Below are 15,918 nucleotides of genomic sequence, written 5' to 3'. Positions count from 1 at the left end.
GAGTTCAAATCACAACAACTTTGCAGATCTCACCCATGTCTGGCCTCACGCTGCAAAGTTGCCCGAATATCGAAATTAGAAAATGGTTTGGAACTTAATCCCGCCAACCCAAGTCTTATCACCATCTTTCAGTGCACCGACATGATGGACATATTGAATATTTGGACGAATGGTCAACCAGTTGGTCGCATGAATGCCGTAATACAACTCGGTGTTATATTCGTCATCCAGTAAACCATTATTTTTATCGTTGGCATGAATACGCGCGACACCCAAAGCAAGTTCATCTTTAGGGCGCTGATCAAATGGGCCTTTATAGATTAAACCAACATTTTGCATGTCTTTAACCGAATTGGTTTTCGAGTCGTGAACTGTAATATTCACAAAGCCCGTTAAACCACGATCAGACTGACCATCATGGCGAGTGAGCTGCTGCTTCGCTGTAAACCAGCCACCCTGTTTATGTCCGGTTCTGGCAGGATTTTCAATTTCAGCAGCATCAGCAGTACTATAGTAATAACCAAAACGATACTCGCCTGGTAAAGACTGCGCACTCAATTTTGGAGTCCAGACCACTTCTGCTGGAATAATCGCGCCACGTGAACCATCTGTGCTCAGGTTAAAACCTTTGCCACGTTGCAAGTTTTCAGGGTTATATTCATATGCCCCGATTTGTGCGTATAGGTCTGGTTGCAAGTTGTATTTGACACGCAATGCCCATTGGCTTACTGGCCAGTTATACCATTGGTCACCAACCCAGTTACCCACCTGAGAACCGCATAAGGCCAAGTTTTGGAAATCACAGTCAAAGCTATTGAAATCTTCACCTTCGCCGAAACGACCCACTTTGATATCCAAAGCCTGATCTAAAAATTTCTTCTTGATCCACAGGTCAGTTAAACGCCATGTTTGACCACGCCCCCAGACTTCTTGCGCAGAACTAAGATGTCCTTGTAAGGCATCTGCAGTTTGAGACAAAGACTGACCATCACGATAGGTTACCGTGATTTGGGCTTCAGTATCCTGCCAACCTAAAATTTTATTCAGGTCGAAATGAGTACCTAAAGCCAACTGCCCAGTGAATTCACTGCCATGGCTTGAGTGTTGTTTAGAATCTAAAACCCCTGCAAATTCACCAGTGTAATCAGCAGAAAATTTGTAACCCTGTTCTTGCAACGCAGTGCGTTGACCGTTCCAATCACCAAACAGCCATTGACCATTTGGATCAAATGCGGAAGAAGCTGCTTGAGTATGTTGTGTGAAAAGACTCAATGAGAGAACGGATAAACAGGAAACAATCATAGATTTAGAGATTGTCATGTTTACGTAACCTTTTATGTTATTGTGTATAAAAGGTTACTCTTATTTTTAAATTACAACTTATTCAAAATGTTAACAATCTGTACAATATTTTAACAATCAGTGATTAGTCGCACATATTTTCTACCATTTACCCTCACCCAAACCCTGACCAATAAAAGCATACTTCATTTGTGAACGAGAAAATTTGATTGGGCAGGCCAACTGAGGCTCAGTTTGTGCTGCATTTTCCGATAATGGGACTTCTACCACCCAACCCCGTTGCTGCGCGATGGGCGAGACCAATGCCTCATCCAGACTGAGTACAGGTTCAACACAGATATCCAAACTTTGGAATAGATGCTGCCATGCAGCAAAATCTTGAGTTTGAAACTTTTCCTGCAAGGCTTGTTTCACCGCTTGTCGATCTTCTGGATCAAAGGATGTGCCTTTGGCAAGCAGTACAGGTAACTCTAAAGCTGTAGCCAGACCCGCCATAAATTGTGGTTCTAAACTCCCCACCGAGAAGTAACGCCCATCTTTGGTTTGATAATAGTCATAGAAGCTCGCACCATTCAGCATGCCTGCCTCAGCAGCTTGCGGTGTTTGTCCTGCCAGACTTGCTGAAGCGGCCATACTATTCAAACTCGCCACACAATCCGTCATGGAAATATCAATATATTGCCCAAGACCACTACGTTGCCGCTCAACCACAGCAGCAAGAATACCAATCACCGCATGCAAAGAGCCGCCCGCCACATCTGCAATTTGAATCCCCAGTGGTGGTGGACCACCATCCTGACGACCGCTATGCCCCGACACGCCTGCTAGTGCTAAATAGTTAATATCATGTCCTGCCCGATCTTTATATGTTCCTGTCTGACCATAGCCTGTAATGGAACAGTAGATTAAACGCGGATTAATCTCAGCTAAAGTTTCATAATCCAAGCCTAAACGGCGCATTACATCAGGACGAAATTGCTCCAGCACAATATCAAACTCAGAGATTTTATTTTTGATCAGTTCAATATTAGCGGCATCTTTCAGGTCGAGTGCAATCGACTGTTTATTTCGATTCAGATAACTATGTGCAGTGGCCTGACCGTTAGCATAGGGTGGCATAATCCGTACCAGATCGGGACGAGTCGGTGATTCAACATGGATAACTTCTGCACCCATGTCCGCAAGGTACATACTGGCAAATGGTCCTGGTAACAAAGTCGAAAAGTCGAGGACTTTCAATCCCTTTAGTGCAGATGGCATAATATTTTTTACTCAATTTGTTTAAATTTTCTTTTATACTAGGTGTGGATAAACACAAAAACAATGTCATGTTCAGCCATTTACCTTGATAGTTTCGGCAATTTAACATGTATACAAGGCGCAATTATTTTTCTTGTCAATTGCCATAGGGCTTGTTAATTGATCATATATATGTTGCGTTGTTGGCAAAAATTTTATCAGACGAGGCATGAAACGACAGGAATGATAATTCATTTCCAAGTTTTATAACGATGTATGAGGAAATTTTTGTTACAACCCTACGGGACAAAGGCATTTTTTGATGCTACTGCATTATGTCATGCTCATTTAGAAGTACTAAATTTCACAAGCCACGCCTTGTACCATCTAAAAAATGTCTATTGTCGCAGCTATATCTGATCAACCAACAAGCCCTTTTTATTTTAGACGGTTATTTAGGTCAATTATCGTGAATAGTAAAGAAACTGAAGGATTCAATATGAGCCGTGATACGATCAGCATCCACTTCGTGAATGCGGCTTTAACAGGTGTTAAACGCCTAGGCATGGACGTTGAAACATTACTTTCACATGTCGGCATAGAAGCAGAACTACTCCGCCAACCGAAGGCTCGAATCTCTCCAGAGCAGTACACCCGTTTTATAAAAATGTTATGGATGGTCACCCAAGACGAACATGTCGGTTTTGATATACAACCGCGTCGTTTAGGTACTTTTGCCATCATGTGCCAATTGATTATCCATTCCAAAACGCTTGGTCAGGCACTGGAACTCTCCTCTCAATTCTACAAACTGTTTGGAGATGAGTGGGCGGTCAGCTTAGAGCGTGATAAACATGAAGCACGTTTGGTTCCACACATTCCCAAAGCTTTAGACCCAGATCACTTTATTACTGAAAGCATGCTGATGATCTGGCATGGTCTTGCGTCATGGTTAATTGAACGTCGTCTACCTTTAGAGCGCGTGCATTTTGGTTATGAGCGTCCAAATCATGCCGATGAATATGATGCCTTGTTTTTTGCTCCAGTGATGCAGTTCGATGCACCACGCACCGAAATTACATTTGCTGCCGATTATCTGGATCTCCCGATCCGTCAAGATGAAAAAACTTTAGAAGAATTCCTGAAAGCAGCACCTGCCCAGTTGTTAGTGAAGTTCAAAAATACCAACTCATTGACTTCGCGTATCCGTGATGTATTAAAGAGCCAGATTGGTGAAGAAATGCCAACACTGAATGATGTCGCGGCAATGTTGTATTTATCACCGCAAACCTTACGTCGTCGTTTGGCTGCAGAAGGTAAAAGCTATCAAGGCGTAAAAGATGCCTTACGTCGTGATGCTGCAATTCATTTATTGTTGACACCAAATCTCACCCTTGAAGATGTAGCACAGCAAGTCGGCTTTAGTGAAACCAGTACCTTCCACCGTGCCTTTAAGAAATGGACGGGAGTAACCCCTGGTTTATATCGTCAGTTGCATGGCCATCACAACTAATATAACAACAAAGCAATGTTCAACTTTATACAGTTGAACATTGCTTTTTAAATGTGCTAATAATCAAGCAGACCTCTACAATTTGCTTGAATAACAATGATCATTAAAAAAGCTGACTTCTGCCATCCACAAGTTCAAAATTTGATTTATCTCCATTTGCATGGTCTACATCAAAATACCCCACTGGAACATAGTTTTGCATTAGACCTCAGCAGTCTGCAAAAAGATTCAATTAGCGTCTATACCTTATGGAACGATGAGCAATTACTGGGCTGTGGCGCAATCCAAGAACTGACACCCGACCACGCAGAAATCAAATCTATGCGGACTCATCCTGCCCATTTACGTCAAGGGGTCGCAGCACAACTGCTTGAATTTTTATTAAAACTCGCTCAACAACGTCACTATCAAAGAGTCAGTTTAGAAACAGGAAAAGACGTTCACTTTGATGCCGCAATCAAACTGTATAAGAAGTTTGGATTTGTTGAAGGTGCTGCTTTCGCAGAATATAACGAATCACCCTACAACCAATTCTTTCATTTAGATTTATCAGATTAAGCAATCTGGATAAGCTTCTTTCTACAAGTTAAATAAATGAGTATCCATCTCGTTTAAAAATACTGCTGTCTGTTTTGGCGAAGTCAAACGAATAAACTGGATATGCTGATATCGAGCATCATTCATCATCGCCAAATACTTTTTACGATTTTGAGCATGATGGGTAATCATCCATAAAATAATCGAATCCTTAGACAGAAAACTGGTCTTGAAACTTTCTCGATTATTGGAATTTTCCCATAATCTTTTTTGTGTCACCGCTCGACTAATTGCTCTTTTAACTGAGCGGTACAGATTTAACGAAAATGAATAATCCAGCCAAATAATCGTATCAATATATTTAAGCTTCAAATCTTGAGTTCGAGAATAATTACCATCAAGCACCCATCCACCAGCGGCTTGATCCATTTGATGTTGTAATTTAGCAAAAAACTCATGATCAGGTGTTTCTTGCCAATCATCCAGCCAAAATAAATCATCCATTTCAATGTAAGACAATCCTAGCTTTTGAGCAAGTTGACGAGCAAAAGTGGTTTTTCCAGCAGCAGATGTACCGACGACATTGATAAACTTCATGGCTTCTCGACGTTATTCATAAGCACTCAATGTTTCTCTTCTTCCTATTTAAATAATGACACATCTATCACTTATCTCTCGCCGCTTGAATAAGTTTCACGGCATTGTCTCCAGTTACCTGCCAAGTCAGACAACGCACACTACCGCCCATTGGACAAACACTTTCGGCATTTATAGGAATAACTTTCTTACTGGTATTTTGCTGGATAATCATAAGTGCTTTTTGATCATGCGGCATATTAAAGGTCGGCACATAAATATTATGATGCGTGACCGTGGCATTTAAATTCACCCCACAAGCCGACTCAAAACCTTCCCATTGCCCTTTGGGATTAGTTTTATATTCCACAGGCACTTCGACAATTTTTGCAGTTGGAAATGAAGCTTTTAACTCCTTCATCACCGTTGTTCTAAATGCAGGCGTTTTTGAATAGTCATTCACCAACAAGGTATTTTTATCTACCCAACTGACCATGCCATCCGAATGTGCTAGTACTTCTTCATCTGGTTCTAAAATGGCAACTTCGGTTGCACCCAACGTGGCTTTTAACTCTTGTTTGGCCTCGTTATAACTCAGTTCATTATCTTCCATGAAACGTGTGGTGGTAATCACACGACCCGCATAGTCATCAACCAAATTCCCCCCATCAATCATCAAATCAGTTTTGGCGCTTTGAATCTGATAGCGATCTGCAAAACGACTAAAGCTTTTTTGCACATCTTTACTTTGCTTCTGCGTCATCGACGCCCACGTATAAGTAAATTGCACCGGTTGCATTGGATTAACCGTGGTGAAATCACGCATCCAGATATCACGGACATCATCCACCAGTAAAATGTCTTCTGGCACTTTGCCAGTGAAATACGGTTTGGTGTCTTTATCGACCACAATCACCACATTATCATTACCCAAAATGGACTTGGCATAATCAATCTGGAAATCGACAATCCGTTGAAAAGCAGATTTGTAATAAGGGTCATGTACAGAAGGTGCAGACAATACCAACAACATTTTGTCATCAGCAACTTGATTGGAATAGGTTTGACTCATCTTGTTTTTATCCTGCTTTGCTGTGCTGTTATCAACATCCCGTCCCGAGGTATCGCATCCCAAAAGTGACAAGATCAATGCCATCACGGCATAGTGGTGCTTGGTTTTTATCATGTGCTTTCGCTCATCATTTCTATCTCTCATTTTCAAGCCCTAGTCTAATCGAAGACACTGTCAGACATATCAAAAGACACCAAAATTAACGATTGTCTGAATTTCTCAGCCCATTGGCGAAAAACATCAAACTTGTCAATGTTTATCATCATTGCACTGACACTTAAATTGAGTACACTCGATAAACAACAATTTTAAGGTGATACAAGGAAAACCTATGAGCGAGGCCTACATTATTGATGCCATTCGCACGCCACGCGGAAAAGGAAAAAAAGATGGCTCACTGCATGAAGTCAAACCGATTACTTTACTCACATCATTATTGAATGAATTACAACAACGTCACCAACTGGATACCTCAAAAGTCGATGACATTGTTTTAGGTTGTGTCACTCCAATTGCAGATCAAGGGGGCGATATTGCCAAAACCGCTGCGATTGCCGCAGGGTGGAATGATGATGTGGCCGGCGTACAAATCAACCGTTTCTGTGCATCTGGCTTAGAAGCGGTCAATTTGGCAGCACAAAAAGTCCGTTCAGGTTGGGAAGATGTGGTAGTTGCCGGTGGCGTGGAATCCATGTCACGTATCCCAATGGGTTCTGATGGTGGTCCTTGGGCACTTGATCCTGAAACCAACTTAAAATCGTCTTTTGTGCCACAAGGTGTTGGCGCAGACTTAATTGCCACTTTAGATGGCTATAGCCGCGAAGATGTAGACGCTTTTGCCGTAGGTTCGCAGCAAAAAGCGGCTGCGGCTCAAGCCAAAGGTTATTTCGACAAATCCGTAGTGCCTGTTAAAGATCATTCAGGTGTGCTGATCTTGGAAAAAGATGAATTTATTAAAGGCAATACCACGGTTGAAGGCTTGGCAAAACTCAATGCCAGCTTTGAAATGATGGGACAAATGGGCTTCGATGCGGTTGCGCTACAGAAGTATCCTGAAGCACAAAAAATCAACCATGTACATCATGCGGGTAACTCCTCAGGCATCGTTGATGGTGCTGCGGTGGTGTTATTGGCTTCTGAAAAAGCCGTCAAAGAACAAGGTTTAAAACCACGTGCCAAAGTACTGGCAACCGCCTTGGTAGGTACAGACCCAACCATCATGCTGACAGGTCCTGCCCCTGCTGCACGTAAAGCTTTGGCCAAAGCTGGCTTAACGATTGATGACATCGATCTGTTTGAAGTCAACGAAGCCTTTGCAGCAGTCGTAATGCGTTTTATCAATGAACTCAAGGTTCCTGCCGAGAAAGTCAACGTCAATGGCGGTGCTATTGCCATGGGCCATCCATTGGGTGCGACTGGCGCGATGATTTTAGGCACTTTGCTGGATGAATTAGAGCGTCAAGGTAAAAAACGTGGCTTGGCTACCTTGTGTGTCGGTGGTGGAATGGGGATTGCCACCATTATTGAGTTGGTGTGAGGAGAACAACATGAGCGCTATTAAATACGAAAAAAACGCGGACAATATTGTAATTCTTACTCTTGATTCATCGGGTCAATCTGCCAATACCATGAATGCAGAATTCCGTGATTCACTCAATGAAGTCAGCCAAAAGCTTAAAACAGAAACGGATCTGAAAGGCATTATTTTCCGTTCTGCCAAGAAAACCTTCTTTGCAGGCGGTGACTTGGATGAATTGATTCAAGTACAACCTGAACATGCTACTGAATTCTTCAAAATGATTGAAGAGCTCAAAGGTGACTTACGTACGATTGAAACTTTAGGTGTACCTGTTGTTGCTGCCTTAAATGGTACGGCACTGGGTGGTGGTTGGGAAATTGCGTTGGGCTGCCATTACCGTATTGCCATCAATGATCCAAAAACCAAATTTGGTTTGCCTGAAGTGACCTTAGGCTTGCTGCCAGGTGGTGGCGGTATCGTGCGTATGGTGCGTTTGTTGGGCTTACAAAATGCATTTCCATTCTTGATGGAAGGTAAGCAGTTTGGCGTGGATAAAGCAAAATCGTTGGGTCTGGTACATGACACTGCTGAAAATGAGCAAGAGCTATTAGACAAAGCCATTGCTTGGGTCAAAGCCAATCCGAAATCGCAACAACCTTTTGATGTGAAAGGCTACAAAATTCCGGGGGGCGATCCCAAAACGCCTGCAGTTGCACAAGTGCTTGCGATTGCCCCTGCGATGCTACGTGACAAAACCAAAGGTTGCTATCCTGCGCCTGAAGCGATCATGGCGGCTGCGGTTGAAGGTGCACAGGTTGATGTTGATACCGCTTTGCGTATCGAATCACGTTACTTTACTCAACTCACGGTCGGTCAGATTTCTAAAAATATGATCGGTACCTTCTGGCATGGTCTGAATGCAATCAAGTCTGGCGCGAGCCGCCCTGCTGAAGTTGCAAAATGGCAAGCGACCAAAGTCGGTGTGTTAGGTGCAGGGATGATGGGTGCAGGCATTGCCTATTCAACTGCAATCAAAGGCATTCCTGTGATCCTGAAAGATGTCTCTGTTGAAAATGCAGAAAAAGGCAAAGCTTATTCACAGAAACTTTTGGATAAACGTGTTTCACAAGGTCGTATGACGGCAGAAAAACGTGATCAAGTGCTTGCACTGATTACCGCAACAGCAGATGCAGCTGACTTACAAGGCTGTGACCTGATCATTGAAGCAGTGTTTGAGAATCAAGAACTGAAAGCCAAAGTGACCCAAGAAGCTGAACAATATTTGGCTGAAGGTGGAATCTTTGCATCGAATACCTCGACCCTGCCCATCACAGGTTTGGCGACAGCGAGTAAAGATGCTCAAACATTCATTGGGCTGCATTTCTTTAGCCCAGTGGATAAGATGCAACTGGTTGAAATTATCAAAGGCAAACAAACCTCTGCCGAAACTTTGGCCAAGGCTTATGACTTTGTTCAGCAAATTGCCAAAACTCCAATCGTGGTGAACGACAGCCGTGGCTTCTTTACCAGTCGCGTGTTTGGTACTTTCATCCAAGAAGGAATGCGTTTACTCGCAGAAGGTGTACACCCTGCCAAAATTGAAATGGCCGCATTGAAAGCAGGTATGCCGGTTGGCCCACTGGCGATCCAGGATGAAGTCTCTCTAACCTTGACTGAACATGTTGCAGCAGAAACTCGTAAAGCCCTGCAAGCGGAAGGCAAAGATTTACCAAAAACCCCAGTGGATGAGGTGGTACACACCATGATTCACGAGCTAAACCGTAAAGGCAAAGCGGCCGGTGCAGGTTTCTATGACTATCCTGAAAATGGTAAAAAACATTTATGGGATGGGCTCAGTCGCTGGCAAAAAGACAACAATATTTCTGAACAAGACATGATTGACCGTTTCCTGTTTGTGCAGGCTCTGGATACGTTGCGTTGCTATGAAGAAGGCGTATTAGAATCTGTGATTGATGCCAATGTCGGTTCGATTTTTGGAATTGGCTTTGCTCCTTGGACAGGGGGTGCGATTCAATTCCTGAATCAAAATGGCATTGAAAAATCCTTACAACGTGCTGAGCAACTAGCCGATCAATATGGTGAACGTTTCACACCACCAAAATTATTGAGAGAGAAAGCGCAACAAAAGGCAGTGATTCAATAATCTCGATTTAGCCAAGCCGATTAAGGCCCGTATGGAACTCCTTGTCTATACGGGCTTTTTTATAGGTTCGACAAAATCACAGCAAAACATCTGAGTAATGCATCACAATTTATGCTATAACTTCAGTAATTCTGCTTTATTTTTTTGCATCATTTGGAAATTTCTTATGTCTGAAAAACTCTGCCCAGAAACTTCGCCTTGGGGCTGGAAAGCATTAATTATCACCACAATTCTTAGTTTTTTGTTTATGGTGATTTTCTACTTGGCTATTAACAATGAACCAGATTATATGCCAATGAACCAGAAAAAAGCGGCAACCCCTGCTGAAATGTCACAATCCTCAATGTCGACAGAAACTGGCTCAACTGAAGCACATCAACACAATCACTAAAGTGTTATTGTCGAATATGATAAATCCGTGTAAAACATGGGTTTATCATGGTACTCGAGATTTTCAATGCTTCAACAAAATCGTCAGGCACTGGTCGTTGAAGGCGGTGGCATGCGTGGCGCATTCACCAGTGGTGTCTTAGATGCATTTTTACAGCAACAATTTAACCCTTTTGATCTCTGCGTTGGTGTCTCTTCAGGTTCGACCAATGTCGCCAATTATCTTGCCGCACAGCAAGGTCGTACGCTAAATCTCTACCTCGACCACTCACTTCGTTCTGAATTTATCCAATATGGTCGCTTTTTCAAAGGTGGTGACTTACTGGATTTAAAATGGATGTGGGACATCGTTGAAAAAGAACATCCTCTCAATCAAGCCCATCTATTTGCCAATCATCCTGAATTTTATATGGTGTTGACCCATGCTATTTCAGGTGAAGCCACCTATATCAAAGCTTCGAAAGACAATATTCTTGACGGATTAAGAGCCTCGAGCTCGATTCCAGTATTAACACGTCAAGCCGTTGAAGTATTTGGTGAGCCCTACTTTGATGGGGGTGTTGCCGATGCCTTGCCCGTACATTGGGCAGCGCAACAGCATGATGTCTCTAAACTCATGGTACTCCGAACTCGCCCAAAAAATTATTATAAGGCCAGCAGTAAAGGTGACCAATTGCTTGCCAAATACCTGTTTAAGCAGCAACGTGGTTTTGCACATAGTCTTTTGACTCGCACCCAACGTTATAACGATGCTGTCGAATTTACCCGCTCAGCCTCTGACCAGAAAATTCTGGAAGTGTGTCCCCCTGATTTAAAAAACATGGCAGGTCGTCTTTCCAAGGATAAGGCCAAGATTCGCTATAGCTATGATGTCGGTCTGGAAACAGGCTTTAAGGCGATTGAAGACTGGAACGCGCTTTAACCCTCTTTAGATCAAATCAACAACACTTTGAATGGCCGCACATCGTGCCGATGATAAAACGGATGAGATGACAGAAATCTCGTCTGTGTGCACCATTCAAAGTGCTGACTCACTCAACACAATCAAGAAGTGTATATTTCCACTTGGCAAATCAGCCGCAAAAGGCGCAAAATCTAGTTTTGTTTTTGTTATTTTTGGAATTTATTATGAATAACCAGCCATCCCCAAAAAAAGATTCAAATGAAGAAACCGTATTGGGATGGAAATTTGTCATCATTGTCGGGGTGCTCAGTACCATCTTTTTAAGCTTTTTCTATTTGGCCATGACCCAAGAACCGGATTATATGCCAGGTGCACAAGAGCCTGTAAATTATTTTGTGTAAGTTCCATTTTTTATAAATGATCTTTTAATCGATCATCGAACTGAATCGTAAACCAATTCATTGCTAAACGCCAATTTTGAATTGGCATCGTCCATTTCTTCGCAGCATTTGATGTTGCTAAGTAAATGACCTTCTTTACTGAGTCATCAGATGAAAAGATTTTCCTCTTCTTCGTTGAATGGCGTATTACGCTATTCAACGACTCAATCGCATTTGTTGTATAAATTGCATGACGTATTTCGGCTGGATAGCTAAAGATCGTTCGGATATTTTCCCAATTGGCCCGCCAGGATTCTCCAATTTTGGGATACTGGTGATTCCATTGATCACAGAAGATGTCTAGGGACTTTAAAGCATTTTCCTCTGTACTTGCCTGATAAATCGCTTTCAGACCCGAGGTAACAGCCTTGTAGTCTTTCCAGCTTACAAATCTCAGGCTATTGCGTACAACATGCACGATACACAGTTGAATATCAGTATGAGGGTAAACGGAGGCTATCGCGTCAGGAAAGCCTTTTAATCCATCTACACAGGCAACAAGAATATCCTGTACTCCTCGATTTTTTAGCTCTGTCATGACTGACAGCCAGAATTTGGCACCTTCTGTCTGAGCAATCCACATACCCAGTAATTCTTTTTGTCCATCCATATTGATGCCTAAAGCAAGGTATACGGACTTGTTAATCACATTGGAGTGCTGACGGACTTTGACAACAATACAGTCAAGATAGACAACAGGATAAAGGCTATCTAAGGCTCTATTTTGCCACTCAGTCACTTGCTCAATCACAGCATCGGTAACTTTGCTGATGAGAGATGCTGAGACATCGGCATCGTACATTTCTTTGAAGAAGGCTACAATTTCCTATTAGTCATTCCTTTTGCATACAGTGAGAGGATTTGGTCATCCATACTGGTGATGCGTGTTTGGTGCTTTTGATAATTTGTGGCTCAAATGAACCTTCTCGATCACGGGGAATATCTAAAGCCAGTTGTCCATCTTGAGTTGTAATGGTTTTAGAACTAAACCCATTACGGCTATTTGAGCCTTTCCTGGACTGATGCTTTTCATAACCGAGATGGTCTGAAAGTTCAGTATTGAGTGCAGTTTCAATCATGAATTTTTTAAAGACTGCTGTCATTTGGTTTAAGTCTTCTGGTGTTTTTAGACCTTTAGCCAATTCGGCAGCCATACTTTTGATTGTTGCTTCATCCATGTGAAGTACCTTTTGTAATTATCCTCTGAAGGATAAATGAAAATTAAGTACTTACACAAAATTTAGAACAGTCCCGGTGCACAACGTAAAGCGCAACAACAGCAACATATTGAACCAGCAGCTGCTTCGGAAATCGCAACCGAACAGCATTAACGGATTTTAGATCCTGACAAACTTCTCATGCGCGAAGTTTGTCATCTGCCTTCCCAAATTAAAGCGCTAATTATTACTCACCTTTCCCCCAAAACTTCCACTTATCTTTTGGGCAGATATAGGCTTGCTCTGAGACAGAAACCAGTTGTCTCGATTCTAAGTCATAGACCTTGAATTGGCATTTCTGGTTTTCATTTTCTCCCAATATTTCATACTCGCGGCCTGCTTGTGGCTTAAATGAAGCTTCCGTATTCTCACATCCATCGACCAGTTTGGCTTTACCTGTAGTACGCTCTGTACCTACTACAAATCCATGCAGGCTGATCGGTTGATTAGCAGTCACCACATATTCCTTATAGGTCACCATCTGATAGGTATTAAAATTCTGCTCAATGTCCTTTTGTATGATTGTTCGTGGCATACCAATCGAATAATTCATATTGATTCGAGTATAGGTTTTAAAAGCATTCCATGCCCCGTAGCCACTTAAATTTTCACGTATGCCCTGTTTTCTATTTTTACAATCAAAAGTATGCTGCATATATATTTGCTGACCATTTTGACCATATAAACGGACTCTGGCTTGTGTTGAAGGATTAAAACTGACGACTCCCTTCTGATTGAGTGGACTCTCAAATTCTTTTGCTTTACTTAAATTGGAGAAGACCAAGAGCAAAACAGCGAGATAAATTTTGTTTTTCATCATTGGAATGACTCGACTTGTTATTCTTCAATTTTTATTTATAACCCTATCGCATAAGTAACGATATCAACCCATATTGATTGATATCGTTAGATTTATCCAGCAATCAATTCATGCTATTAGCACTTACAGCCAATATTCTCGATGGGCATTTGATCTTGCAATAATAATTCCAGACTTTGTTTTTCAATACCATACATGGCTTTTAAAGCTTGGATCTGCTGCATAATCTTGGCATCGGGCTGTTGAATTTGTTTGCGTTTGGTCGCTAATATCATTTTATTCTTACTGGTATGCTCCAAAGAGACAAACTCGAATACCTTAGTTTCATAACCATAGGCTTTTAGCAATAAGGCACGCAAAGTATCGGTCAGCATTTCCGCCTGTTGCCCCGCATGAATTCCGAATTGCAACATTGGCTGTAACACCTCTGGGCTTTGCAGCTGTGGACGGAGTTCCTTATGGCAACATGGTGCACACATAATCATTGACGCATTCAGACGAATACCGGTATGAATGGCGAAGTCAGTGGCAATATCACAGGCATGTAAGGCGATCATCACATCCAGCTTTTCAGGTTGATAACTCCGCACATCCCCTTCAAAAAAATCAAGATGATTAAAATCGACTTGATCAGCTACATTCTTGCAAAACTCAACCAAATTTGAACGTAGCTCAACGCCCGTGATTAACGGGGTTTTCTGTTGCGCTTGCAGATAATCATATAAGGCAAAGGTCAAATAGCCCTTTCCTGAACCAAAATCGACAATATTCAATTCTTGCTGCGATGCATCAATCTGCTCATAGGCATGTGAAAAGATTTCAATGAATTTATTAATCTGTTTCCACTTACGTGCCATGCTTGGAATGATGTGTCCTTTTTCATCGGTAATCCCCAGATGTTTTAAAAATGGACTCTGCTGTTGCACATAACGTTGCTTTTCACGATCATGCTGCTGTTCAACTTTGAGGGTTGACACTTGTTTTTTCTGAGTATTCAACATGGCTTTCTTTTTATTTTTCTTGAGTTGAACATCTTGATCAGAAGTGAATAGATTGGCTTGCTTAGACAGGTTCAATAGCTCAGCAATTTTTTCTAAACCTTCATCAATCGCATAGTTTTTGGTCATGTCTTGTGTAGTGTAATGATATAAGCAAGACAAGCTTGCCTGACCCTGTAGTTCAATTACACGGAAGGTCATCTTTTCTAATTGCGCCATTTCGCCTTTGTACTGACTCAAAATCAGACGATCAAAGCTTTTATTTTCAATAGATTGCTGGATATCCAAGAAAAACTGCTGTTCTTGTTCAAAAGAAAAATTCGGCGCAAACATAATGAAAACCTGACAAATAGAAACTAAATTTTAAAGCGTCTTACTTTAAAAGGGAAATTGCATTACGATACAGTTGTATTTTTATGCAATATGACTGCGCCTGATGAACACAAACACATTACTGGACTATGACCCCAAAGAAGAACTGATGAATGCCTATAGTCATGGGGCTGGCGCAGTACTGGCTTTAATTGCCTCAGTCTTTTTGATCATCAAAGGCTATGGCCTGCCTTTGGGACAATGGATCAGTTTATGGGTCTATGGCTTTAGCTTGGTATTATTACTGAGTAGTTCCATGCTGTATCACTTTGCCCAAGACGAACGCAAACGTTATTGGTACAAGAAACTGGATCATACCGCGATTTACTATCTGATCGCAGGCACCTATACCCCTTTTCTCAGTATCGCCATTCCAACGGCCAAAGCGCATTATTTACTGATTGCCTTATGGGTCATTGCCCTGATCGGTACACTGTTTAAGCTGGTCTTCATTCATCGCTTCCAAAAACTTTCTTTAGCCGCCTATTTAGTCATGGGTTGGCTGGCTGTTTTGGTTATGGATGATATGCAACATTACCTGTCTAAAGAAGCGGTACAACTGCTGATTGCAGGGGGATTGGCTTATACCATCGGCACATTGTTTTATGCCTTAAAAAAGGTAAGATATACCCACGCAATTTGGCATGTTTTTGTGCTATTAGGGGCAGGATTACACTTTTTGGCAATCTATTGTTATGTATTATAAGTCCATATATAGCATTAAGTTTTCGAAGTAAAACTGCACATTCAAAAGGAATTTTTCAAGACAGTCATTAGGGGCTGTTGACGTTTCATCCATACATTGCGTTATTGGCTAAAACGACATAAACAAGGTATGAAACGCAGGCAATGGTA

The 15,918-nt window shown here is 41.9% G+C and carries 14 protein-coding genes and 2 pseudogenes; 9 read left to right on the top strand and 7 right to left on the bottom strand.

Annotated features, from left to right (window positions below):
* Nucleotides 1-75 precede the first annotated feature (75 nt).
* Both NQU59_RS06780 and NQU59_RS06775 read right to left on the bottom strand, forming a co-directional pair.
* The gene (locus NQU59_RS06780; protein WP_257066193.1) at nt 76-1,299 is read right to left on the bottom strand and encodes a carbohydrate porin; all 1,224 of its coding nucleotides are present in this window, start codon (nt 1,297-1,299) and stop codon (nt 76-78) included.
* 144 nt (nt 1,300-1,443) lie between these two features.
* Nucleotides 1,444-2,562, bottom strand: a complete 1,119-nt coding sequence (locus tag NQU59_RS06775) for a CaiB/BaiF CoA transferase family protein (protein WP_005269351.1) — start codon at nt 2,560-2,562, stop codon at nt 1,444-1,446.
* Between the two features lie 478 nt (nt 2,563-3,040).
* On the opposite strand from NQU59_RS06775, the gene NQU59_RS06770 reads away from it, so the two are divergent.
* Together NQU59_RS06770 and NQU59_RS06765 are read left to right on the top strand one after the other, a co-directional pair.
* The gene (locus tag NQU59_RS06770; protein WP_005244141.1) at nt 3,041-4,054 is read left to right on the top strand and encodes an AraC family transcriptional regulator; all 1,014 of its coding nucleotides are present in this window, start codon (nt 3,041-3,043) and stop codon (nt 4,052-4,054) included.
* Nucleotides 4,055-4,150: 96 nt separating this feature from the next.
* Nucleotides 4,151-4,612, top strand: a complete 462-nt coding sequence (locus tag NQU59_RS06765) for a GNAT family N-acetyltransferase (protein ID WP_005244142.1) — start codon at nt 4,151-4,153, stop codon at nt 4,610-4,612.
* Nucleotides 4,613-4,633: 21 nt separating this feature from the next.
* On the opposite strand, the gene NQU59_RS06760 is transcribed toward NQU59_RS06765, so the two are convergent.
* Nucleotides 4,634-5,188, bottom strand: a complete 555-nt coding sequence (locus NQU59_RS06760; protein WP_005244144.1) for a shikimate kinase — start codon at nt 5,186-5,188, stop codon at nt 4,634-4,636.
* Nucleotides 5,189-5,255: 67 nt separating this feature from the next.
* A complete protein-coding gene (locus NQU59_RS06755) occupies nt 5,256-6,353 on the bottom strand; it encodes an agmatine deiminase family protein (protein WP_257065386.1) in 1,098 nt (365 codons plus the stop codon).
* A gap of 217 nt (nt 6,354-6,570) precedes the next feature.
* Here NQU59_RS06755 and NQU59_RS06750 point away from each other — a divergent pair, with 217 nt between their 5' ends.
* From NQU59_RS06750 to NQU59_RS06725, 6 genes and pseudogenes are all read left to right on the top strand, one after another.
* Nucleotides 6,571-7,776 (top strand): acetyl-CoA C-acetyltransferase, encoded by a 1,206-nt coding sequence (locus NQU59_RS06750; protein WP_032870030.1) that lies wholly within the window; start codon nt 6,571-6,573, stop codon nt 7,774-7,776.
* 10 nt (nt 7,777-7,786) lie between these two features.
* Entirely contained in the window at nt 7,787-9,922 is a 2,136-nt protein-coding gene (locus NQU59_RS06745; protein ID WP_257065383.1) for a 3-hydroxyacyl-CoA dehydrogenase NAD-binding domain-containing protein, read from the top strand.
* A 166-nt stretch (nt 9,923-10,088) separates the two neighbouring features.
* Nucleotides 10,089-10,313, top strand: a complete 225-nt coding sequence (locus NQU59_RS06740) for a hypothetical protein (RefSeq protein ID WP_005244151.1) — start codon at nt 10,089-10,091, stop codon at nt 10,311-10,313.
* Nucleotides 10,314-10,379: 66 nt separating this feature from the next.
* The gene (locus NQU59_RS06735) at nt 10,380-11,234 is read left to right on the top strand and encodes a patatin-like phospholipase family protein (protein WP_005244152.1); all 855 of its coding nucleotides are present in this window, start codon (nt 10,380-10,382) and stop codon (nt 11,232-11,234) included.
* Nucleotides 11,235-11,265: 31 nt separating this feature from the next.
* Complete coding sequence (locus NQU59_RS06730; protein WP_010590162.1) at nt 11,266-11,448, top strand: hypothetical protein; 183 nt, start codon at nt 11,266-11,268, stop codon at nt 11,446-11,448.
* A pseudogene (locus NQU59_RS06725) lies at nt 11,441-11,593 on the top strand (hypothetical protein); the annotation flags it as partial. The gene NQU59_RS06730 and the pseudogene NQU59_RS06725, both read left to right, overlap by 8 nt.
* A 34-nt stretch (nt 11,594-11,627) precedes the next feature.
* Here the strand turns inward: NQU59_RS06725 and NQU59_RS06720 are convergent.
* The 3 genes and pseudogenes from NQU59_RS06720 to NQU59_RS06710 all read right to left on the bottom strand — a co-directional run bounded on the left by NQU59_RS06720 (nt 11,628) and on the right by NQU59_RS06710 (nt 15,024).
* Nucleotides 11,628-12,834 (bottom strand): annotated as a pseudogene (locus NQU59_RS06720) (IS256-like element ISAba26 family transposase).
* Nucleotides 12,835-13,060: 226 nt separating this feature from the next.
* On the bottom strand, nt 13,061-13,693 hold the full coding sequence (locus NQU59_RS06715) for a hypothetical protein (protein ID WP_005244156.1): 633 nt from the start codon (nt 13,691-13,693) through the stop codon (nt 13,061-13,063).
* Between the two features lie 116 nt (nt 13,694-13,809).
* Nucleotides 13,810-15,024, bottom strand: coding sequence for a class I SAM-dependent methyltransferase (locus NQU59_RS06710; RefSeq protein ID WP_005244163.1), 1,215 nt, complete (start codon nt 15,022-15,024; stop codon nt 13,810-13,812).
* A gap of 103 nt (nt 15,025-15,127) precedes the next feature.
* Here NQU59_RS06710 and trhA point away from each other — a divergent pair, with 103 nt between their 5' ends.
* Nucleotides 15,128-15,769, top strand: coding sequence for a PAQR family membrane homeostasis protein TrhA (gene trhA, locus NQU59_RS06705; protein WP_005244165.1), 642 nt, complete (start codon nt 15,128-15,130; stop codon nt 15,767-15,769).
* The last annotated feature ends 149 nt before the right edge of the window (nt 15,770-15,918 follow it).

The organism is Acinetobacter colistiniresistens (assembly GCF_024582815.1).
Taxonomy (GTDB): Bacteria; Pseudomonadota; Gammaproteobacteria; order Pseudomonadales; family Moraxellaceae; genus Acinetobacter.
This window is presented reverse-complemented; position numbering and strand designations above follow the sequence as displayed.

Coding starts and splice junctions, on each gene's coding strand:
- NQU59_RS06775 (WP_005269351.1), bottom strand. CDS start 2,562: ATGCCATCTGCACTAAAGGGATTGAAAGTCCTCGACTTTTCGACTTTG.
- NQU59_RS06770 (WP_005244141.1), top strand. CDS start 3,041: ATGAGCCGTGATACGATCAGCATCCACTTCGTGAATGCGGCTTTAACA.
- NQU59_RS06765 (WP_005244142.1), top strand. CDS start 4,151: ATGATCATTAAAAAAGCTGACTTCTGCCATCCACAAGTTCAAAATTTG.
- NQU59_RS06760 (WP_005244144.1), bottom strand. CDS start 5,188: ATGAAGTTTATCAATGTCGTCGGTACATCTGCTGCTGGAAAAACCACT.
- NQU59_RS06755 (WP_257065386.1), bottom strand. CDS start 6,353: ATGATAAAAACCAAGCACCACTATGCCGTGATGGCATTGATCTTGTCA.
- NQU59_RS06750 (WP_032870030.1), top strand. CDS start 6,571: ATGAGCGAGGCCTACATTATTGATGCCATTCGCACGCCACGCGGAAAA.
- NQU59_RS06745 (WP_257065383.1), top strand. CDS start 7,787: ATGAGCGCTATTAAATACGAAAAAAACGCGGACAATATTGTAATTCTT.
- NQU59_RS06740 (WP_005244151.1), top strand. CDS start 10,089: ATGTCTGAAAAACTCTGCCCAGAAACTTCGCCTTGGGGCTGGAAAGCA.
- NQU59_RS06735 (WP_005244152.1), top strand. CDS start 10,380: ATGCTTCAACAAAATCGTCAGGCACTGGTCGTTGAAGGCGGTGGCATG.
- NQU59_RS06730 (WP_010590162.1), top strand. CDS start 11,266: ATGGCCGCACATCGTGCCGATGATAAAACGGATGAGATGACAGAAATC.
- NQU59_RS06715 (WP_005244156.1), bottom strand. CDS start 13,693: ATGATGAAAAACAAAATTTATCTCGCTGTTTTGCTCTTGGTCTTCTCC.
- NQU59_RS06710 (WP_005244163.1), bottom strand. CDS start 15,024: ATGTTTGCGCCGAATTTTTCTTTTGAACAAGAACAGCAGTTTTTCTTG.
- trhA (WP_005244165.1), top strand. CDS start 15,128: ATGAACACAAACACATTACTGGACTATGACCCCAAAGAAGAACTGATG.